This is a genomic window from Bacillus sp. FSL W7-1085, assembly GCF_038595035.1.
Classification (GTDB): domain Bacteria; phylum Bacillota; class Bacilli; order Bacillales; family Bacillaceae; genus Bacillus; species Bacillus altitudinis.
The window spans coordinates 2621605-2642162 of sequence record NZ_CP152000.1; the positions used below are offsets into that span (position 1 = coordinate 2621605).

General features: G+C 41.5%; 19 protein-coding genes. 5 read left to right on the forward strand and 14 right to left on the reverse strand.

What is annotated here, in order from left to right:
* Positions 1-93: 93 nt before the first annotated feature.
* Positions 94-3429, reverse strand: a complete 3336-nt coding sequence (dnaE, locus tag MKY11_RS13495; protein ID WP_342501481.1) for a DNA polymerase III subunit alpha — start codon at positions 3427-3429, stop codon at positions 94-96.
* A gap of 137 nt (positions 3430-3566) precedes the next feature.
* Between dnaE and MKY11_RS13500 the strand changes: the two genes are divergently transcribed.
* The 3 genes from MKY11_RS13500 to MKY11_RS13510 all read left to right on the forward strand — a co-directional run bounded on the left by MKY11_RS13500 (position 3567) and on the right by MKY11_RS13510 (position 4703).
* Positions 3567-3908, forward strand: a complete 342-nt coding sequence (locus tag MKY11_RS13500) for a YtrH family sporulation protein (RefSeq protein ID WP_007501717.1) — start codon at positions 3567-3569, stop codon at positions 3906-3908.
* Positions 3905-4408 carry a sporulation membrane protein YtrI gene (ytrI, locus tag MKY11_RS13505; RefSeq protein WP_007501718.1) on the forward strand — a complete coding sequence of 168 codons (504 nt, stop codon included), beginning with the start codon at positions 3905-3907 and terminating at the stop codon, positions 4406-4408. The genes MKY11_RS13500 and ytrI overlap by 4 nt, the downstream gene beginning before the upstream one ends.
* Positions 4409-4517: 109 nt before the next feature.
* Positions 4518-4703 (forward strand): hypothetical protein, encoded by a 186-nt coding sequence (locus MKY11_RS13510; RefSeq protein WP_008346082.1) that lies wholly within the window; start codon positions 4518-4520, stop codon positions 4701-4703.
* 49 nt (positions 4704-4752) lie between these two features.
* On the opposite strand, the gene MKY11_RS13515 is transcribed toward MKY11_RS13510, so the two are convergent.
* Positions 4753-5694: a bifunctional oligoribonuclease/PAP phosphatase NrnA gene (locus tag MKY11_RS13515; protein ID WP_342501482.1), complete on the reverse strand. Its 942-nt coding sequence runs from the start codon at positions 5692-5694 to the stop codon at positions 4753-4755.
* A gap of 147 nt (positions 5695-5841) precedes the next feature.
* Here MKY11_RS13515 and MKY11_RS13520 point away from each other — a divergent pair, with 147 nt between their 5' ends.
* Positions 5842-6144, forward strand: coding sequence for a YtpI family protein (locus tag MKY11_RS13520; protein ID WP_003216665.1), 303 nt, complete (start codon positions 5842-5844; stop codon positions 6142-6144).
* A 201-nt stretch (positions 6145-6345) separates the two neighbouring features.
* On the opposite strand, the gene MKY11_RS13525 is transcribed toward MKY11_RS13520, so the two are convergent.
* The 3 genes from MKY11_RS13525 to MKY11_RS13535 all read right to left on the reverse strand — a co-directional run bounded on the left by MKY11_RS13525 (position 6346) and on the right by MKY11_RS13535 (position 10060).
* The gene (locus MKY11_RS13525; RefSeq protein ID WP_017358275.1) at positions 6346-7668 is read right to left on the reverse strand and encodes a CBS domain-containing protein; all 1323 of its coding nucleotides are present in this window, start codon (positions 7666-7668) and stop codon (positions 6346-6348) included.
* 404 nt (positions 7669-8072) lie between these two features.
* A complete protein-coding gene (locus MKY11_RS13530) occupies positions 8073-8786 on the reverse strand; it encodes a DsbA family oxidoreductase (protein WP_342501483.1) in 714 nt (237 codons plus the stop codon).
* 332 nt (positions 8787-9118) lie between these two features.
* On the reverse strand, positions 9119-10060 hold the full coding sequence (locus MKY11_RS13535) for an oxidoreductase (protein ID WP_342501484.1): 942 nt from the start codon (positions 10058-10060) through the stop codon (positions 9119-9121).
* A 281-nt stretch (positions 10061-10341) separates the two neighbouring features.
* Between MKY11_RS13535 and MKY11_RS13540 the strand changes: the two genes are divergently transcribed.
* On the forward strand, positions 10342-10929 hold the full coding sequence (locus MKY11_RS13540; protein WP_342501485.1) for a TetR/AcrR family transcriptional regulator: 588 nt from the start codon (positions 10342-10344) through the stop codon (positions 10927-10929).
* Positions 10930-11524: 595 nt separating this feature from the next.
* Here the strand turns inward: MKY11_RS13540 and MKY11_RS13545 are convergent.
* From MKY11_RS13545 to tpx, 9 genes are all read right to left on the reverse strand, one after another.
* On the reverse strand, positions 11525-12208 hold the full coding sequence (locus MKY11_RS13545) for a metal-dependent hydrolase (RefSeq protein ID WP_342501486.1): 684 nt from the start codon (positions 12206-12208) through the stop codon (positions 11525-11527).
* A gap of 66 nt (positions 12209-12274) precedes the next feature.
* The gene (locus MKY11_RS13550) at positions 12275-13030 is read right to left on the reverse strand and encodes an SDR family oxidoreductase (RefSeq protein WP_008343153.1); all 756 of its coding nucleotides are present in this window, start codon (positions 13028-13030) and stop codon (positions 12275-12277) included.
* A gap of 95 nt (positions 13031-13125) precedes the next feature.
* Positions 13126-14031 carry a phosphotransferase gene (locus MKY11_RS13555; protein WP_047945297.1) on the reverse strand — a complete coding sequence of 302 codons (906 nt, stop codon included), beginning with the start codon at positions 14029-14031 and terminating at the stop codon, positions 13126-13128.
* 118 nt (positions 14032-14149) lie between these two features.
* The gene (gene argH / locus MKY11_RS13560) at positions 14150-15523 is read right to left on the reverse strand and encodes an argininosuccinate lyase (RefSeq protein WP_008343150.1); all 1374 of its coding nucleotides are present in this window, start codon (positions 15521-15523) and stop codon (positions 14150-14152) included.
* A complete protein-coding gene (locus MKY11_RS13565; protein ID WP_008343148.1) occupies positions 15520-16731 on the reverse strand; it encodes an argininosuccinate synthase in 1212 nt (403 codons plus the stop codon). The genes argH and MKY11_RS13565 overlap by 4 nt, the downstream gene beginning before the upstream one ends.
* Positions 16732-16904: 173 nt before the next feature.
* Positions 16905-17420, reverse strand: a complete 516-nt coding sequence (locus MKY11_RS13570) for a molybdenum cofactor biosynthesis protein B (protein ID WP_024718668.1) — start codon at positions 17418-17420, stop codon at positions 16905-16907.
* 99 nt (positions 17421-17519) lie between these two features.
* Positions 17520-18704 carry an acetate kinase gene (locus tag MKY11_RS13575; protein ID WP_024718669.1) on the reverse strand — a complete coding sequence of 395 codons (1185 nt, stop codon included), beginning with the start codon at positions 18702-18704 and terminating at the stop codon, positions 17520-17522.
* A 229-nt stretch (positions 18705-18933) separates the two neighbouring features.
* Entirely contained in the window at positions 18934-19908 is a 975-nt protein-coding gene (locus MKY11_RS13580) for a class I SAM-dependent methyltransferase (protein ID WP_007501729.1), read from the reverse strand.
* 88 nt (positions 19909-19996) lie between these two features.
* Positions 19997-20497, reverse strand: coding sequence for a thiol peroxidase (gene tpx, locus MKY11_RS13585; RefSeq protein ID WP_274660678.1), 501 nt, complete (start codon positions 20495-20497; stop codon positions 19997-19999).
* Between the last annotated feature and the right edge of the window lie 61 nt (positions 20498-20558).

The window sequence follows — 20558 nt, forward strand, 5'->3', positions numbered from 1 at the left end:
TGATAAGCACATACTTGGCAGTTTAAATACACAGAATCTTTAAAATGATAACACAATAGGTGAAATTGTAAAACATATTCAGACGATTTGTCATCATTTAATCACAACGTTTTGTTCACCTAGCAGCTCTTTTAACTGGAAAATGACCGCATGATCTGCATGAACTTTGTATGCATCTGGAAGTCTCATCGTCTTTTTTTGCTTTTCATAATACAAATAGACATCTGCTTCTCCCCTGTGCATGGAGATTACTCGCTTCACTTGTTCTAGCAGCTCCTGCGTATGATTCTCTTCTTTGACTCGAATGTAGACAGATTCTTTTCTTTTAGAGCCCATCTCTTCCAGTAGAACAGCTTCTTGCACGATGATTTGACTGCTCTCATTTCTGACATCTATTCTGCCTTCAACATAAAGCATTGCGCCCTCCTCAAGTAAGGGGGACAGCTTTCTAAATTGCTCTGGAAAGACGACACCTTCCATTTCTCCCGTTTCATCCCCGAATGTGACAAATGCCATCGATTGTCCATTTTTTGTCCGAATCGATTTCACCTTTGTCAAAAGACCACCCATTGAGATCTTTCGCTTTATATAGGAAGAAAGTCTGATGATTTCCACCGCACCATTCTCTCTTAAGCGATCTCGATACGCTTGTACAGGGTGATTTGATAAATATAACCCGAGTGCCTCTTTTTCAAATTGCAGGAGATCAACAAGCGGCAGTTCGTCTATCTCCGCATATTTTGGCTTAATGGAGAACGTTGTATCCCCAAGAAAGTCCAGTTGATCCTCAGGTGTTAAAAATGACACATGGTCTAACGCAATATCTATCGATGCTAATAACGAAGCACGATTTGGATGAAGCTCATCCATTGCCCCTGAGAAAATGAGGGCTTCAATCGTTTTTCGGTTGACACTCTTTGTTGATACCCTTGCGCAAAAATCAAATAAATCTTCAAATGGCTTTTCCTGTCTTGCTCTGTATATATCCTTTACAGCTGACACTCCGACATTTTTAATCGCTCTTAAGCTGTAGCGGATCTCCCCTTTTTCAACCGTGAATGGAAATTCGCTCTTATTAATAGAAGGCTTCAACACCGATATCCCTTTTTCCTTTGCCTCATAGAAATATTGAGCCACTTTGTCTTCATTTCCAATCACACTCGTTAAAAGACCGCACATAAAATATAACGGATAATGCGCTTTTAAATAAGCAAGCTGAAAGCCGATCATGCTATATGCAACAGCATGGCTTCTATTAAAACCATAGTTTGCAAATTTGACGATTAGGTCATAAACGTCATTTGCAATGTTAACAGGATACTCCTTTTTTAGGCATCCTTCAACAAAATGGCTTCGCTCTTCATCAAGCACCTTTTTATCCTTCTTTGAAACGGCTCTTCTTAGTAGATCGGCCTCGCCCAGCTTAAAGCCTGCCATCTTTGCTGCAATCAGCATGATTTGCTCCTGATAGACGATGACCCCATATGTATCCTTTAAGATGTCATACAAATCTGGATGCGGGTAGGAGACTTTCACTCTGCCATGCTTTCGGTCGATAAAGAGCGGGATATTCTCCATTGGACCCGGGCGGTATAAGGCATTGACAGCCACGATATCTTCTAGACTAGAAGGTTTCAGTCGTCTCAGCACCTGACGCATACCTTGTGACTCCAGCTGGAAAATCCCCGTTGTATCTCCCGCTGATAACAAATCAAACGTTTTCTGATCTTCATATGAAATGTCACTAAAGTTAATGTGGACGTTTTCCTGTCTTTCAATCTGGTTTTTAATGGATTCAATTAATGTTAAGTTTCTCAAACCTAAAAAATCCATTTTTAAAAGACCGAGATCTTCTAAATAATTCATCGCATATTGCGTCAAATACACTCCATCATGCCCTTCTTGAATAGGCACGACTTGTGTGAGCGGCTCCTCACTTAGGACAATGCCGGCTGCATGTGTTGACGTATGTCTTGGTAATCCTTCTACCTTTAAAGCGGTTTGAAACACTCTTTGCAGTTCTTCAGATTGCTGGAGCAGTGTTTTTAATTCTGAGGAGACTGTCACCGCTTCTTTCAGTGTCGTCCCTGGCTTTGATGGGATGAGCTTTGCAAGCCGGTCTGCTGCTTTTGAATCAATTCCCATCACACGTCCGACATCTCTTAAAGCTGCCTTTGCGGCAAGTGTTCCAAACGTGACAATTTGCGCCACATGCATATCCCCATATTTGTCTTTTACATATGAAATGATTTCATCTCTTCTCGTGTCAGGAAAATCGATATCTATATCTGGCATGCTGATTCGTTCAGGATTTAAAAAACGCTCAAATAAAAGCCCGTGACGGATCGGATCGACATCTGTAATAAACAGAACATACGCAACTAAAGAGCCTGCTGCTGATCCCCTGCCAGGACCTGTGACAATGCCATGATCATGAGCATACTTCATAAAATCCCACACAATGAGGAAATAATCACTGAAATTCATTTTTTGAATGATGCTCAGCTCATACTCAAGCCTTTTGATATATGTGTCATTTGAAGCAATCTGTCTTCGTTTCATGCCTTCTTGGCACACTCTTCGTAAAAATTGATCAGCTGTTGATTGATCAGGCGTCGGATAGGTTGGCAGTTTCGTCTGGCCAAGATTTAAATCGACCTCGCAGCGGTTTGCAATCTCAACCGTTCTTGCCAGCAATTCTGGATCATCACCATACCACTTCATCATTTCTTCGATCGATCTGAAATGCTTGTCTCCTTGGTCTTCCTCAATTTCTGATAACTGCTGGCCTGCTTTAATGGCTTTTAAACATGTATATGCGGTTTTGTCCTCTTGATGGATATAGTGGACGTCACCTGTTGCCACAAGCGGGATGTTCGCCCTTTTTGAAAGTTCCCTGAGCTTATGAGACAGCTCTTCGTCCTGCTGAAACGGCTGAACGGCTAAATACACATGTTCCTCACCAAAAAGATCTTTTAAATGGCTGGCTGCATCCCTTGCTTCATCTAGCTGATCATGTTGCAGCAGCGTTTCAATATAGCCGGATACGCCTGGTGTGATGGCAATAAGGCCATAATGATAGGCTTTCAGCCATTTCTCTTTCAGGCCGGTTTTTGACTTTGATTTCAAGACACTGCTAATTTTGATCAAGTTTTGATAGCCTTCATTGTTTTTGGCAAGGAGAATCAAAGGATAAGCCTCTGTCTCTTGTTCATCTATGAAGACAGAAGCTGTTAAACCGATAATCGGCTTGATGCCATGTGTTTTACATTCCTTATAAAATTCAACCGTTCCATACATCACATGGTCATCGGTAAGAGCGAGCGCTTGATAGCCAAGTTCTTTCGCCTTTAATACGAGCTCCTTGACCTTCGCTGCACTGCTCAACAAGCTGTATCCACTGTGGACCTGAAGATGAACATAGGACATGCTTAATCCACTCCTTTCGTCTAAATTCATTCTTTCATTATAAAACGCGATGCGGTGAGAAACAAATGTTCTTTCTTTTCCGCTCGTTCATACTTGTCCAGCATTCGCCATATATTGAATAGAGTGAGGTGGGAAAAATGGATGTGAAGGAAGCCTTTATTCCAAACTTTATTAGCTGTTATTTTATCGCACTAGGGGTTATTTTGGGCGGTGCCATTATAGGCGGGGTAGGTGCATATTTATCTGGTCAGCCGCCGCTATCAATTATTTCAAGTCTTGCCAACCGCTTAAAAATTTGGGCACTTGTTGCGGCAATCGGTGGAACTTTTGATGCGGTCTATAGTTTTGAAAGAGGGATTTTCGAAGGGAACACACGTGATATTTTCAAGCAGATCTTGCTCATTATCTCTGCTATGGGCGGTGCGCAAACGGGGTATCTCCTGATTACGTGGCTCACACAGGAGCATGTATCATCATGAGGGTGCCTGAGCTGTATAAACGTCCAGGCTGGCAGCGTTTTTTTGCTGGGATGATGTTCGGCGCAATTATCAGCTGGCTGATTTTTCTCTTTACGTATGGCACCTTTCAGGAGAAGCAGGTGACACTGCTCAGAAGCCAGCAGCACCATATGGACAGTCTGAAAGAACAAATCACACTCTATCGGGAAGATTTGCATAAATTAAATGAAGACAATAAGCAGCGTCTGCTTATTCAGAGCGTAGACGTTCACCTCGTCAACCGTGAGCAGTACAAAATCCCGGAGCCAGATACCTTGAAATTTGAAGATCAGGTGAAAGAGGATATCTCAGAGGTGATCACAAAGGATATTGAAAGTGTGTATAAAACAAAAGAGCTCTTAAAACGGACTGTGGAAAATAAAGAATATACGATTAGAGAAAAGGCATACCGCGCCAAAGTCACCGAACTGACCATCTATACAAAGCTTTCGCTTGAAGTACGTATTTCCTTTGCTGAATAATAGATGATGTGGAATTTTTATGAATTTCTGCACTCAATGATCGCTTTTCACTTGTTATTTTTATACACTAAAAGAAGAACGAGATGATCATAAGAAAGAGGTGAGAACAATGGAGGTTTACAGCTATCGTCAAATGGCACGAGACAAAGCAAGCCGGATTAAAGACGGCATGTGTGCTTATGCTGAGACAGAAATGATGGCCCATTTAATTAAAAAAGAATTAAAGCATCAAAATCTCCAAGCCTATGAAGATTCAACTGACATCGGCTGCTGGTTTATCCCTGTATCCAAGTAACCCTTTTCTCAAAGCTCAAAAAAAGAGAGGGGGACTTGAAGCCCCTCTCTCACGATGGTGATTTACATACTTCTTCTAAATCACGCAAAATCTCATCTGCAACTGCCCAATCATATATGGACGCACCGGCTGCAAGCGGATGACCTCCGCCATGATATTTTTTAGCAATGGTGTTAATGACGACGCCTTTTGAGCGGAATCTCACACGAATCTGATCGTTCTCTTCCACAAAAAAGACCCATGCCTTAATCCCTGCAATATTTCCAAGTGTCCCAACAAGCTGTGAGGCTTGCTGCGCTGTTGTTTGGAACGACTCCAAAATGTCACGTTTAATAAAAACAGAAGCTACGCCATTCTCTGATAAAGAGATATGTTGAAAAATATAGCCATTTAATTTCACGACATTCAAATCTGTCTCATACAATTGATTGAAAAGGTCTGATGATGAAAACGGATATTCGATGAGTTCACCCGCATATTTGAGTGTCTTTTTCGTTGTGTTTGGGAAAAGGAAACGGCCTGTGTCTCCTACAATGCCGGCATAAATGAGTTCTGCCGCCTTTGTATTCAGCTGATATCCTTCTTCTTTCCCCTCTAAATACAGCTCATAAATCATTTCACTGACAGAGCTTGCTTCTGTATCAACCCAAAGCAAATCACCATACGGATCTTCATTCGGATGATGATCAATTTTCATCAGTTTATCGCCCATTGAATAGCGCTGATCATCAATTCTTGCTTGATTCGCAGTGTCACAGACAATGACAAGGGCACCTTTGAACACTTCATCCGGCACGTCATCTAATTCATATAAAAATGAAAGAGATGGCTCTGGGGTTCCTGTTGCATAAATATTTTTTTCTGGATAGGTGGCACGCAAGATTTCCGTAAGGCCGCACTGCGATCCATATGCGTCTGGATCAGGTCTTACATGTCTATGAATGATGATGGTGTCATATAATGATATGGTTCTAATCAGTTCTTTTTTCATAAATACTCCTTCTTATGCGATACTCTTTTTATTATTAAATCATAATCTACCCAGACAGAAAAGTGAGGAATAGACAATTTATTCTAGTAAGCAAGCCTATTTACGTTTAAAATAGGGTTGTAACCACTTACAATGGAGGCTTGGCACATGCTTGTTTTGATTGTGTTTATTATTTGTTCTGCCATGTTTTATTTATACTACAAAGCAAAGAATGTCCGTACGAACCGGCCGGTCGAAAAGAAATTCTGGTCTGCTAAATCAAGTATGGCACTTGGCTGCTTTGTCCTGCTCTTCGGTGTGAATCAATTATTTTTAAACCGCTCGTCACTCGCATTTGTCATTGGGTTTATTTTTGTTGCAGTTGGTATCGGCAGTACATGGGCCGGATATAAAGCCTATAAGCACTATCTTCCGCTCTTTTTAAAGGAAGGCGAAAAAGACCACGCATAATAGAGAAAGGGCTAAAATGAACTTGATTTTAGCCCTTTCTCTTCTTTTCAGCGTGTTAGAAAACCTTTGCAGTCTAGGAAGGACAGCTACTTTTACGGAGCGAATTTGTCATTCGTGAGCACCAGCACGCAGGACTGACAAAGAATTCAGGGGTTTGTTTACACGCTGAAAGGACGCATTCATGCCGCCCTTTTTTGCCTTTTATCCTCTCTCCATCAGCTGCACCATCAACATCGCTTTGCCTACAATATTTGACTGATGGTAAACTTCCACTTCCAGCTTTCCAAACTTGCGCCCAACTTCTAAAATATTCGGTTTGATCTGTATCGTGGATTCCATTTGAACTGGTTTTAAGAAATAGACAGAAAGACTTTCTACAATTAGTTCGCCTTTTTTATGAGACTTTAAGAAGCGGTTGGCTGATTCGATTAAAATTTGTGTAAACACACCATACGAAATATTACCGAGTTGATTTGTCATTTGTGGTGAGACTTCATATTGGTACACCGCATCTGTTTTTGGTTTTTCTGTCTCAGTCTCCTTAAATCCTCGTGACACGACATCATCCAACTTTTCACCGACCTGCGGCTGCTTTTGAATCATTTGCAGCGCCTTCAGCACGTCCTGACGGCTAATCATCCCAATCAGCTTCGCATGATCATTTACAACTGGCAGTACCTCAATACCTTCCCACACCATCATTTGTGCAGCTGAAGCGACAGATGTTTTGCCAATAACGGTCAGCGGATTTTTTGTCATCACCTTTTCAATCGGTGTAGAACGGTCATGGCCTGCAATATCCTTTGAGGTCAAAATGCCGTGAATTTTCATTTGATCGTCTGCTACTGGGAACCGGCCGTGCCCGGTTTCATAATTCTTTTCATACCATTTCTCAAGTTTGTCTTCTGGCGATAAATAGACGGTCCGTTCAATCGGCGTTAAAATATCCTCCACAAGCACAATTTCTTTTTTAATCAACTGGTCATAAATGGCCCGGTTAATGAGAGCCGCTACGGTAAATGTATCGTAGCTTGTTGATAAAATGGGCAGCTCAAGCTCATCTGCGAGCTGAATAATTTCATCATCTGTTGAGAATCCGCCCGTGACCAGCACAGCCGCTCCCGCCTCTAATGCTTGCCGGTGAGCATTGATTCGGTTTCCGACGATTAACAGGTTGCCTGCTGCTGTGTATCGCATCATCGCATCCAGTTCCATTGCACCGATGACAAATTTATTTAACGTTTTATGTAAGCCGGCTCGTCCGCCAAGTACCTGACCATCAATGACATTGACGACTTCCGCATATGTCAGCTTTTCAATATTTTCTTTTTTCTTCTGTTCAATTCGAATGGTACCGACTCGTTCGATGGTGCTCACGAACCCTTTATTTTCAGCATCCTTAATAGCCCGGTAAGCCGTGCCTTCACTGACTTTCATTTCTTTCGCTATACGCCGGACAGAAATTTTCTCTCCGACATCCAATGAATCAATATACGATAAAATTTGCTCATGCTTTGTCGCCAATCCCGTTCACCCTTTTTGTTTTCAGCGTTTTCATCTATATTTCATTATAAAGGCAGGAGGCTTTTAATAGCAATTTGTCTTTTACTCAAGCACAATAAAGGCAAACAAAAAAACCGGCTTTTTTGTGCCGGTTTTAGATGGGGGAAATCCGAGATAAGTCCAAAAAGCGCCATACAAATGTAAAAAAATGAAAAAAGAACACAAAGGCCCTCCATTAAGCTGTTTTAAACCCTAACCCCAGCCTTCCATCTAAAGGTTCAGGCAGTTCTTCTAAATCAATGACGTAATCGTTCCATAAGATAAGGACTAAATACACTTAGGTCATCCGGGTCTATGTTAGTTCCAAAACTTATTCTCCAAAACAAAGTTCCATCTAAACAAATCAAAACCTTTTTGAAAAGTCATTAAAATTTACATGTTCCATCTGAACAATAATCATCGAGCGACGGCTCTAATTTATGCTCTTCAGCCTTAGCCTTCGCGTAATCTTCTTGCCAAACATTTTGTAATGTTTCTAAAAATACTTGGCTAGGTTGCGCTCCTGAGATGGCATATTTGTCATTCACTACGAAAAAGGGCACACCTTGAATCCCAATATTTGATCCCTCGGCTTTATCAGCTGCAATATTCTCGTTATATTTATCATTTACTAAAACACCCAAAGCTTCGTTGACATCAAGACCTATCTCACTTGCAAGTTGAACAAGTGTTGCATGGTCACCGATGTCTAGTGAATCCGTGAAGTGAGCTTTCATAATACGCTCTATGAACTCCTTCATTTTACCTTTCTCTTTTGCATAATAAGAAAGACGATGTGCATCATATGAATTTGTAGGAATCATTTTATCCATTTGATAATCTAATCCAACTGCTTTCGCTTGTTGCACCATGTGATCATTTAACGCTTTTGCTTTTTCATATGGGATACCATGCTTTGAAGATAATACTTGATGGATATCCATCCCTGTATTTTTTTTCGCATATGGATCTAATTGAAAACTACGAAATACGACTTCTACCTCTTCTTTATGTTCAAACTGTTCTAACCCTATTTCAAATTTACGTTTGCCAATATAACAAAAAGGACAAACATAATCCGACCATATCTCAATTTTCATTTTGAATGCTCCCTTTTAAGCTGATTTAATTATTATAGACAATGGGCATTTTTCTGTTCAATTGGCTTTGCTGAGTAGCGGCATATATGAATTTCACCACATTTTCCCTAGTGACGGATAGTTTAGCCTACCAATCGCCGAATGAATAATCATAAGATTGCCCTTTGTGTTTGACATTAGGATTATTCATTCGTACAACCGTCATATCTAGGTTAGATTGTTCAATTATTCCTTCCATCTTCTTCATTTTTGGTGATTGATGCCGGATTATACCCCAATGGAGACATCTTGTTCACTACACCCTTTCTCTTGTTATAAACAAAAGTACAGTTTCAAATTACAGGAGGCAAGCCGGGGTCGATCCCTGTCATATCAACGGATACATCCCACAGTCGCTTGGCAAGCTTCGGATCTTTCGCCTCCTCTGAGCGGGAACATTCACGGGAAGGTCCCCGCAACTCGCCTAACCCTGACGGCCCGTAATAGCCGCCTGGCTTTATCTTCCCTGTGGCTGCGTGCAACGCGCCCCAGGCACCCATGGCCGGTTTGGCAAAGAACAGGCCGATCAACGGCATCATTACTTTGCCAGCCATGTTATCGCGTCCAAGGTCCGTTCCCACTAGGCCCGGGTGACAAGCCACGACTGTTACTGGTGATCCCGCCGCCCGCAACCGCCGGTCCAGCTCGAAGACGAAGAGCATATTCGCGAGCTTACTGGCGCCATAGCGCGGGAGCCATTTGTAGCTTTTTTCTGCATTAAGGTCTTCCCACTCGATTTTCGCGTCTTTGTGTTGACCGCTACTCGTGACGACGATGCGCGACCCAGGCGTTTCCATGAGCTTGGGCAGCAACAGCGTGGTGAACGCGAAACAGCCAAGGTGATTGACGCCGAACGTCAGCTCAAAACCTTGCACAGTGTGCCTCAGTTTCGAACCTTGCACGCCGGCATTGTTGATCAATACATCGATGCGTGGTTCCTTGGCGGTCAATTCAGCTGCACTCCGCACACTCTCCATATCCGCCAAGTCGAGCGGCAGGAAAGCTAGGTCCGCTCCCGGGGTCTTCCTCCGAATCCGATCCATGGCTTCTTTCGCCTTCGCATGGTTGCGGCAGGCCAGCAGCACACGTGCACCTCGTGCTGCCAGCACTTGCGATACTTCGAAGCCAATTCCGGTATTGGCCCCGGTGACGATGATGCATTTGCCCGATTGGTCAGGTACATTTTCATCCGTAAATCCTGTGTGACCGCTTGCCCCAAAAATAGTGATGTTCATGGTCTTCTGCCTCCTTGTGTTATGATAGGTACTATTTTATTTATTAACAACCAATTGTCTTTTCAATTTTTGGGTATGATTCTGAATGATCACAATAATTAGCTTGATAAAACCCTCCCAAAAAAACATGTGTTATTTAAGCAACATACGTTGTATAATTGATGATAAGATGAAAAAGAACTATCAACAACCACCAAAATGGCTAACATGTTGTTTACCCAACACTTCTAATGTATTGTCGTTTTTAGACAAGATGATGAACCCTAAAAGGAGAAGAAAAAATGATTATGCCAAAAAAAGATCCGAGAATACTTCGTACAAGACAGTTGATTGTAGACTCTTTTCTTTCGTTAGCTAGTGAAAAAGATTTCAACCATATAACGGTACGTGATATCACAGAAAAGGCTACTATTAACCGGGCTACATTTTATGCGCACTTTGACGATAAATTTGATTTGTTACATTCTACAATCACCAATACATTTACAGACAAATTGAAAAAAAGACTCAATGATCACGATGGATTCAATGAAAAAGTCATTGCAAATATTTTTCTAGCCATGTGTGATCACCATAAAGAGATAAGCGACCTATGTCCTAAAGGTTATCAATCTTTAGGAACTATTATCGAAAGTAAAATTAAAGAGGAGTTACAGAAACTAATAGCTGATCTTATGCTAAAAGGAACTAACAACATCATCGAATTAGAGGATAAACAAATGGTAACAACCCTATCTACTATGCTAAGTTGGGGGATTTACGGAGCTGCATACACATGGAATAAGGATGGAAGACTTATTTCATCAGAAGAGCTAGTGACTAAGACCCTGCCTATCTTTAAAAATGGCATGAGTAAATATTTCTTTTAAAGAAACTTATGTTAATTATCAAAAGTAGCGATAAACTTTTGGTATTAACTGTTTTATGATAATAAGTTAAAAACTCCAGTCATCGTAATTTAACAATCGGGTACTATTGTTGAATAAAACTTAGATTTTCAAACGACTTTATTGTTAAATTTTTAGTGTAGTGAAGTATCTTACATCAAAAATGAAATAACTACAGTTTTAACCCCGTCCTAAATTTAGAACGGGGCTATGCATGTTTGAGACTTTAAAATTAAATAACTTTATTGCCATATTACAGGAGGGCTTATACGGAAAGCTAAAAGCATAATAAGGGCTTATGTACTTTTATTTACATTTTCTTGCATCTGCATGGCGCTTTTTGGACCTTATCTCGGACTTACCCCTAGATTATTGGCAAAGGGCTAAAATGTACTCTATTTTAGCCCTTTGCCTTCTTTTTAGCGTGATAGAAAACCTTTGCAGTCTAGGAAGGTCTAGCTCAGGAGCGGAGCGAATTTGACATTCGTGAGCACCGGCGCGCAGACCTGACAACGAATGCGTGGGTTTATCTACACACTGAAGCCAATATTTGTGTGCCGGTTTTTCTGCATCTTGATTAAATATCGATGGATTCTCCGCTGTTTAATACGTGACCCACGCCGCCATGCAAGTTGTCTGCAAACGCATGAGGATCTTGCTCAATCGGCGGGAATGTACTGTAATGAATCGGTACGACTTGTTTCGCACGAAGCCACTCTGCTGCGATTCTTGCATCGTCTGGTCCCATTGTGAAGTTATCACCTATTGGCAGGAAGGCGAGCTCAATATGATTCAGCTCCCCAATGAGTTTCATATCCGAGAAGAGAGCCGTGTCTCCAGCATGATAAATTGTTTTGCCTTCAGCAGTAAATAAAATACCGGATGGCATCCCTGTATACGTAATCGTTTTGGATTCTTCATCAATGACCGCTGAGCCATGGAACGCTTGCGTCAGCTTGACTTTACCAAATTCAAATTCACGGCCGCCGCCAATAGAAAGCGGGTGTGTCTTCACCCCTTGCCAGCCTAAATAAGTGGCAAGTTCGAATGGCGCAATCACGAGTGCGTCATTGTTTTTAGCGATTTCAATCGTGTCTCCGACGTGATCTCCATGCCCGTGCGTGAGCAAAATCACATCTGCTTTGACATCTTGCGGTTTGATATCCGTGTGCTTATTTCCATTTAAAAATGGATCAATCCAAATATGGTATCCGTTTGTTTCAATGTGTACGACTGAATGTCCATGATATGTAGCTTTCATGTAAATATATCCACCTTTCGAATTTGATCTCATTTTGTCTATTCCCTCTATAAAAAGCTGAAAAACTTAGTGCCTGTGAATTACATTAAGACCACCTGTTGCTTCAATGACGGTTCCTGTAATGAGGTCCGAACGGTCATCACATAGAAATGAAATGATACGACCGATATCCTCACCTGTCCCAGACCGACCAATCGGTGTTTCATCGTCTTTTATCTGACGTGCTTCCTCTATCGTTGATTCTTTCATGTCTCCAACGATTTTGCCTGGACACACCATATTAGCGGTGATGCCGTTTTCTGCTTCTTCAATCGCAATGGTTTTCGTCAATGACGCAAGACCCACTTTTGCCGCTCCGAAAGCTGATCTGTGCATCCAGCCTGGCGCATGGTCTGCTCCTTGGAAGCCATATGTGATAATCCGGCCAAAGCCTTGTTTTCTCATCATAGGGATCACCATTCGGAACAAATGGAACACTGCGGATAGGTTGCCTTCCATCATTTGATACCATTCGTCTTCAGAGTAATCCGCGAGTTTTTTTCGTTCAAAAATATAAGGTCCAGCATTATTGATCAAGGCATCAATCCGCCCAAATCGCTCTGCTGCCAGCTCGACCATGTTTTTTAAATCTTCTTTGTTTGTCACATCGCCTTGGACAAATTGAAGCTTTTCTTCGTATTCTTGCAGTTCTTCTTTCATCTGCCGGACAGCTTCATCATCACTTCGATAATTGACTGTCACAGAATACCCCATATTCAGTAAAGACTCGGTGACTTTCCTGCCAAGTCCTTTAGAACCCGCTGTTATTAATGCGTGTCGCACACAATCTCCTCCTAAAGCAAAGGTTGCAAGTTCATGTGTTTCTTTTGTTATCTTTACTTTACTATAAACCGGCTCCCTTCGCACTTTTGAACCCTTTAACAGTGAGGGGAAAAACGTATAGGGTGATTCATCCACTTTTTCATATCCCATGAGCCATGGATATCGAGAAGCAGCGAAACAAACCGATAGCATTCTCTCACCTCATGAAGCTGGCGAGGAAGCGGGCAAATCTCTTCATACCCTAATTGAACCGCTTGTGCAGCTTCTTTCGTCAAAAGGTATTCGAGTGCAATCAAATCAAACGCAGCTGGTCCAAATACGACATATTCCGTATCAACTAGACTCGTCACTTGATCATCGTCTTCAATATATTGCGATGGGTCTAAATCAATTAAAATGAGACTGGCTGCATCAGGAGGACTTAGCTTTTCAAGCTTTTGCTGCACCTTTTCTGCATAATCCTGATATTCAGGCTGATCAGCGTAATAGTGGCTGATGAGTTTGGAAACTGCCTTTTTTAACAGCGCATGGAATTCTCTCAAATGTCTCTTTTCTCCCCCGTATACTGCACCGAAAAAGTTTGTTTGATATGAATGAAGATGCGCTAGTTTCCTCCCGTAATCCCTATAGAATTGTGCTGAACGGCCCTCAAAAGATGTTAAAGGGATTCCTTCTACTTTTTCCATGACATAAAAGTGTTTCCCCGCCTTCTTCACTTTACGAACAACTTTCGGAATATGAAAGGAATTCGTATGAGACAGCTTTTCATTGATTTCATCAAGATGCTCCTGTACAGTACGGGCATCTACTCCATAAATCATGTTGATCCCAAACACAAATTCACTTTCTTCTCTTGCAGTTTTTGGAGATTTCACTACATATTCCGTTTGGTCTTGTAAGGAAATCAGCCACACATCATTAGCCCGGCCGTCGTATGGTTCTCCTAACGTTTTCACTGATACGATAGGCTGATCAAACAAAGCCTGAAGCGTTTTCTTCATGAACTGTTGTCACTCCTTATTCAGCTTGACACTGGTATGCTTTCATTTTCTCCAGTGAAGATCAATCTCCTTTTTCCCATGAAAAAAACCATCCGTATAAACGAATGGTTTTGGCGAATTACGCTAGGCAGGCTTTTGCTTTTTCTAAAGCGAGCTGAATTTGTTTAAATCCAGTTCCACCTGCACTTGTTCTTTTTTCAACAGCAACATACGGATCAAGAACAGTGTAAATGTCTTGTTCAAAGAGGCCGCTTGCTTCTGTAAATGTTTCAAATGGAAGGTCACTTAAATAGATGCCTTTTTGAATGCATGTATACACAAGCTTCCCAACGATTTCGTGTGCTTCACGGAATGGCATACCTTTTTTCGCAAGGTAGTCTGCCACTTCGGTCGCATTTGAGAAATCTTCTTTTGTTGCTTTTTTCATGACATCTTCGTTCACTGTCATTGTTTGAATCATGCCTGTGAAGATTTGCAGGCTGCCAGCGATCGTTTTCACCGTATCAAACATGCCTTCTTTATCTTCTTGCAAGTCTTTGTTATACGTAAGCGGCAAGCCTTTCATAATCGTGAGCAGCCCCATCAGGTTGCCATATACCCTGCCTGTTTTTCCGCGGATCAATTCAGCCATATCCGGGTTTTTCTTTTGCGGCATCATGCTGCTGCCTGTTGCGTACGTGTCATCAAGCTCAATGAATTTGAATTCTTGAGAGCACCATAAAATGATTTCTTCACAAAGACGTGAGAGGTGCATCATCACAAGACTGCTATTAGACAAGAACTCTAAAATGAAATCACGATCACTCACACCATCAAGGCTGTTCTCGTAAATATGGTCAAAGCCCAGAAGCTCTGCTGTATATTCACGATCAATTGGGAATGTCGTTCCTGCTAACGCCCCGCATCCAAGTGGTGACACATTAATCCGCTTCAATGAATCTTGAAAACGCGCTTTGTCCCGCTCAAGCATCCAAAAGTAGGCGAGCATATGATGAGCAAAGGAGATAGGCTGTGCACGCTGTAAGTGCGTATATCCTGGAAAAATCGTTTCAACGTGCTGTTCAGCTTTTTCTACAAGCACTGTTTGAAAAGAAGAGATCAGCTCAATGATATGCTCTACTTGGTTATTCAAATATAAATGCATATCGGTTGCGACCTGATCATTCCGGCTTCTCGCTGTGTGCAATTTGCCGCCAAGCGGACCAATCTCATCAATGAGCATTTTTTCAAGGTTTAAATGAATGTCCTCATAATCTACTGAGAAATCGAGTTCATCCGCCTCTGCCTTTTTCATGAGCGTATTCAGTCCGTCTTTGATTGCAGCGGCCTCCTCATCACCGATGATACCGCATTTATTCAGCATACTTGCATGGGCAAGGGAGCCGGTCAGATCTTCTTTGACTAATTGTTTGTCGAAATGAATGGATGCACCAAACTCATCGACCCATTTTTCTGGTGTTTTTTGAAATCGGCCTCCCCAAAGCTTTTTCATGCTTTAACCTGCTCCTTTTTATTCACGATGCTGTTTACTTTTGTTGGTAACCCCCAAAGGTTAATAAATCCTACAGCTGCATCATGATCGAATTCATCTGCTTTTGTGTAAGTTGCTAGATTTTCATCATAAAGTGAATATGGTGATTTACGTCCTTCTACAATGGCATGGCCTTTAAATAGTTTCACACGTACAACACCTGTTACGTTCTTTTGCGTTTCTTGTAAGAATGCATCTAGTGCTGATTTAAGTGGTGAGAACCATAAGCCGTTGTATATTAATTCAGCCATTTTTTGTTCCACGATTGGCTTAAAGTGTGCTACTTCTTTGACAAGCGTTAAGTCTTCAAGTTCTTTGTGTGCTTTTAACAATGTAACTGCACCTGGGCACTCATACACTTCACGAGATTTGATTCCAACAAGACGGTTTTCAACATGATCGATTCTGCCTACACCATGCTGGCCAGCGACTTCATTTAAATGAAGGATGAGATCAGATAATGAATACTGGATTCCATCAATGGCTGTTGGTTTTCCTTTTTCAAACGTGATTTCAATGATTTCAGGTGTGTCAGGTGTTTTTTCAAGTGGATTTGTCAGATCATAAGCACCTTCTGGCGGCGCTGCCCAAGGATCTTCTAAAATACCACATTCGTTACTTCTGCCCCAAAGGTTTTGGTCAATTGAATATGGGCTGTCTAAGTTAATCGGAATTGGAATCCCGTGCTTTTGTGCATAGTCGATTTCTTCATCACGAGACCATTTCCATTCACGCACTGGTGCAAGAACTTCTAGGTCTGGATTCAATGCTTTGATTGATACTTCAAAACGAACTTGGTCGTTTCCTTTACCTGTACATCCGTGTGCAACGGCTACGGCATTTTCTTTCTCTGCGACTTCCACTAACTTTTTGGCAATGAGCGGACGAGATAGTGCAGACACGAGTGGGTATTTCCCTTCATACATCGTGTGTGCTTGCAGTGCAGCAAGTGCAAATTCTTCAGCAAACTCTTCTTTTGCGTCGATCATGTAAGATTGAACAGCTCCGACTTGAAGTGCTTTTTGTTGAACGAATGCTAAATCTTTTCCTTCACCTACGTCCAGGCAGCAAGCAACAACTTCGTAACCTTGCTCCTGTAACCATTTAACTGCAACAGAGGTATCAAGACCTCCGGAATATGCTAATACGACTTTTTTATTTTGTGACATGTTTGAAAAGCTCCTCTCGCTTGTTTTGATTCTGTGAATGTTTTTTGCATAAAAATAAGTTTTAATTTATAAACATGCATTTAGTATGTATACACTGTAACAAGGAAAAATTGTTTTTTCAACCCCTTTATGAAAAAAACTCTGCCAAATTTTCTTGGCAGAGTCATTTTGGGCTATTTTTGATCTTTTTCAAGCTCTCGCAAGACATGAGGAAGCTCTGGAATAATGAGTTTGGTCATGGCTAACCGAACTGCTCCGGTAGAGCCTGGTGTGGCAAAAACGGCTTTTTGGTTAATCACCCCTGCCGTCGCTCTAGATAAGATAGCGGCTGATCCAATATCTTCTGTATAGCTCAGCATGCGAAAAATTTCTCCAAAGCCCGGCAGCTCTTTTGAGAAAAGAGGTGTAATGGATTCAATCGTGACGTCCCTTGCTGCAATACCAGTTCCCCCGTTTAACAAGACGGCATCAATCTTCGCTTCACTTGTTCCTTCTAAAACGGCGTCTTGAATTGCTCCAATGTGATCTTTCACAATATCGTATGCAAGAATAAGGTGCCCTTGTTCTTTGAGCAAATCAATCATCAGACGGCCGCTTTTATCTGTTTCTTTTGTCCTTGTATCACTGACGGTAATGACTTTTACATGAAGCCTCGTTTTCGCTTCGCGTTTATGTTCTTCGACGCTCATATCTTCACACCGCTCCTTTCATATTGCCTCACATTATAGCATGCTGATTTCAATAGAAAAAAGCCCTTTTCCGCTGAGGAAAAGAGCTTCAAAAGGATGTTACGCTAAACGCATAACGTCTCTTGCAATCATAACTTCTTCGTTCGTTGGAATCACGATGACTTTTACAGGAGAGTGAGGGTAGCTGATGAATGCTTCTTCGCCTCTCATGTTGTTAAGAGATGGATCCCAATATACGCCCATGAATTCTAGACCACGAAGTACACGTGCTCTCACTTCTGAGCTGTTTTCACCGATTCCAGCTGTGAAGATGATGGCATCTACACCATTCATTCTCGCTGCATAAGAACCGATGTATTTATGAATACGGCTTGCAAAAATATCTAGTGCTACTTCAGCACGGTCGTTTCCTTCTTCTGTCGCTTCTTCGATATCACGAAGATCACTTGAAAGACCAGACACACCTAAAAGACCACTCTTCTTATTTAAAGTAGAAAGTACTTCTTCCGCTGTATGTCCTGTTTTCTCCATAATAAATGGAATAAGGGCAGGGTCAATGTTACCTGAACGTGTTCCCATTGCAACACCCGCAAGTGGTGTGAAGCCCATTGACGTATCGATTGATTTTCCGCCTTCAACTGCTGCGATACTTGCACCATTTCCAAGGTGGCAAGAAATCAAACGAAGCTCTTCAAGAGGACGGCCTAATAGCTCTGCTGCACGCTCTGTTACGAACTTATGGCTTGTCCCGTGGAATCCGTATTTACGAATACCAAAGTTTTTGTAGTAGTCATACGGAAGGCTGTATAGGTAAGACTGCTCTGGCATTGTTTGGTGGAAAGCTGTATCGAACACAGCAATCGCTGGTACGTCAGGCAGAATTTGTTTGAATGCTTTGATTCCTACAACGTTTGCAGGGTTGTGAAGTGGTGCAAGCTCTGAAAGCTGATCAATGTCTTTGATGACTTCATCTGTTAAAACAACAGAATCGCTGAATTTTTCTCCGCCGTGAACGACGCGGTGTCCTACGCCATCAATTTCATTAAAGTCTTTGATGATGTTAAATTCAATTAGTTTTTCAAGCAGCATTTTAACCGCTACTGCATGATCTGGAATATCTGTGACTTCTGTTTTCTTTTCTCCATCTACAGAAATCGTGAAGATACTGTTGTCCATTCCGATTCTTTCAACAAGACCTTTTGTTAAAACGGTTTCTTCTGGCATGTCGAACAATTGGAATTTAAGAGATGAGCTTCCTGCGTTGATTGCAATAATTTTGGACATTACTGTCGCTCCTTTTACTCAGTTGTTATATAAGGTTTCACGTTTTTTCGGTGCTATATTCAACCTGTTTGAACGGGTCTTTTATAGTTTAACGATAAGTCCGAAAAATATCTGACTTTTTCATTTAAACATTGAAAACTTTGCATTTCAAGTACACCTTCGAACTGTTACCGCTTACATCAATAAGTCGTTATTTTCTGAATAATAAAATAGCCAGACATCACTCTGGCTATTCTTTCGTTTCTTTTTCTTCTATAAACCATTGGTCTAATTTTCTCATGACGCCAACCATTGCTTCCTTCTGTGAGAAAGATGGCAGATTGGCAAATAGCATACGTTTCGGTGCTTCGAGCCCCTCTTTTTTCTTTTGCATCACAAATAAGCTTTTGGCATGCTTTTTGTCTTTGAACATAGAGACTGGCAGCTGAATTAACGCATTCATATATGCATGTTCTTTGATGAAATCCTTTAATTGTACGCTTTCTTTTCCTTCAAACAAATCATTTGGAATGATGAAGAATAAGAAGCCGCCTTCTTTCGTATAACGAAGACTTTGCTCAATGAATAAATAATGCGCAAAGGAATGACCTTCTTTTGCCTTTAATTCATAGTCTTTAGCGCGCTCATCGTTTGGATAAAACCCGACAGGAAGACTACATACAGCAACATCTGCTGGTGAGATAAGAAGCGGCTCAAGGCTGTCCTGGTGGAATAGCTCTACTTCTTTTTCTTCTAAGTTCGCTTGTGCCCACGCAATTTTAATGAGCACGTCATCAATTTCAGAGGCAAAACCGCGTGTTGTTTCTGCTGTTACATTGTTGAGGACCGCAAGCAGTAAATTCCCTGTTCCCGCTGCTGGATCAAAGACAACCAGCTCTTTTTGTCCTTCTAAAAATTTATTGACCAAATAGCTGACAAACAGACCAATTGTATCAGGTGTCATCTGCCGGTTTGGATGTGAAATATCCTTTTGTCCTTTTAATACGGCGAGCTGAAACGCTTTACGAATCTGCTCATGATCATAAGAGGCGAAATCTGCTTTCTCTATTAAATCTTTTAGTAAACCGTTTCGATCATTTGCCTGGAAAAAGGCTTCTCCTGCTTCTGCCAATGCTTCAATATAGGAAATGTTCTGTTCCTTTTTTAAACGAATTGAAGCTGTATCGAGCAGCTCAAAAATCGTACTCACTTGATCTTTCTGCAATGCTTTTCTCTCCTCGCTTTGTTAAAAGCTATATGTTCTCATTGAAAAGAGCCCCAGTATGAAGCCGGAGCTCTTGTCGATGCTGCTTTTATAACAGTGATTTCGCAGCCTCAATGGCTTTTTCATAATTTGGATGATTGGTTGCTTCGCTTACGTACTCAGTGTAAACCACTTTTCCGCTTGGGTCTAATACGAAGACCGCACGCGCCAATAAACGCAATTCTTTCATATATAAACCAAACGCTTCACCAAATGACATATCTCTATGATCAGATAATGTTTCGACATTTTCAATTCCGTTTGCTCCGCACCAGCGTGCTTGTGCAAATGGTAGGTCTGCACTAATGGTATAGATATTGACCGGACCTAAACCGGCTGCCTCTTCATTGAAACGTCTTGTTTGTGCGTCACACACACCTGTATCAATAGAAGGAATCACTGAGATAATCGTCACTTTTCCTGTTAAATCAGAAAGTGAAACTTCCCCTAGTGAGTTCGTTAATACCGTGAAATCTGGAGCCTGCTCGCCTACTTTCACTTCATTTCCTATAAGCGTTACTGGGCTCCCTTTAAATGTGATCGATGCCAAAACAATTCCTCCCTTATCAAATGTATGGTTCTATCATAGTAGAGAAAGCAAAAAACTGCAA

Excerpts from the sequence above, each read along its gene's own strand:
- MKY11_RS13535 (WP_342501484.1), bottom strand. The coding sequence starts at position 10,060 with ATGAACATCACTATTTTTGGGGCAAGCGGTCACACAGGATTTACGGAT.
- ytrI (WP_007501718.1), top strand. The coding sequence starts at position 3,905 with ATGAGGGTGCCTGAGCTGTATAAACGTCCAGGCTGGCAGCGTTTTTTT.
- argH (WP_008343150.1), bottom strand. The coding sequence starts at position 15,523 with ATGAAAAAGCTTTGGGGAGGCCGATTTCAAAAAACACCAGAAAAATGG.
- dnaE (WP_342501481.1), bottom strand. The coding sequence starts at position 3,429 with ATGTCCTATGTTCATCTTCAGGTCCACAGTGGATACAGCTTGTTGAGC.
- MKY11_RS13510 (WP_008346082.1), top strand. The coding sequence starts at position 4,518 with ATGGAGGTTTACAGCTATCGTCAAATGGCACGAGACAAAGCAAGCCGG.
- MKY11_RS13500 (WP_007501717.1), top strand. The coding sequence starts at position 3,567 with ATGGATGTGAAGGAAGCCTTTATTCCAAACTTTATTAGCTGTTATTTT.
- MKY11_RS13540 (WP_342501485.1), top strand. The coding sequence starts at position 10,342 with ATGATTATGCCAAAAAAAGATCCGAGAATACTTCGTACAAGACAGTTG.
- MKY11_RS13570 (WP_024718668.1), bottom strand. The coding sequence starts at position 17,420 with ATGAGCGTCGAAGAACATAAACGCGAAGCGAAAACGAGGCTTCATGTA.
- MKY11_RS13575 (WP_024718669.1), bottom strand. The coding sequence starts at position 18,704 with ATGTCCAAAATTATTGCAATCAACGCAGGAAGCTCATCTCTTAAATTC.
- MKY11_RS13515 (WP_342501482.1), bottom strand. The coding sequence starts at position 5,694 with ATGAAAAAAGAACTGATTAGAACCATATCATTATATGACACCATCATC.
- MKY11_RS13520 (WP_003216665.1), top strand. The coding sequence starts at position 5,842 with ATGCTTGTTTTGATTGTGTTTATTATTTGTTCTGCCATGTTTTATTTA.
- MKY11_RS13530 (WP_342501483.1), bottom strand. The coding sequence starts at position 8,786 with ATGAAAATTGAGATATGGTCGGATTATGTTTGTCCTTTTTGTTATATT.
- MKY11_RS13565 (WP_008343148.1), bottom strand. The coding sequence starts at position 16,731 with ATGTCACAAAATAAAAAAGTCGTATTAGCATATTCCGGAGGTCTTGAT.
- MKY11_RS13555 (WP_047945297.1), bottom strand. The coding sequence starts at position 14,031 with ATGAAGAAAACGCTTCAGGCTTTGTTTGATCAGCCTATCGTATCAGTG.
- MKY11_RS13545 (WP_342501486.1), bottom strand. The coding sequence starts at position 12,208 with ATGAAAGCTACATATCATGGACATTCAGTCGTACACATTGAAACAAAC.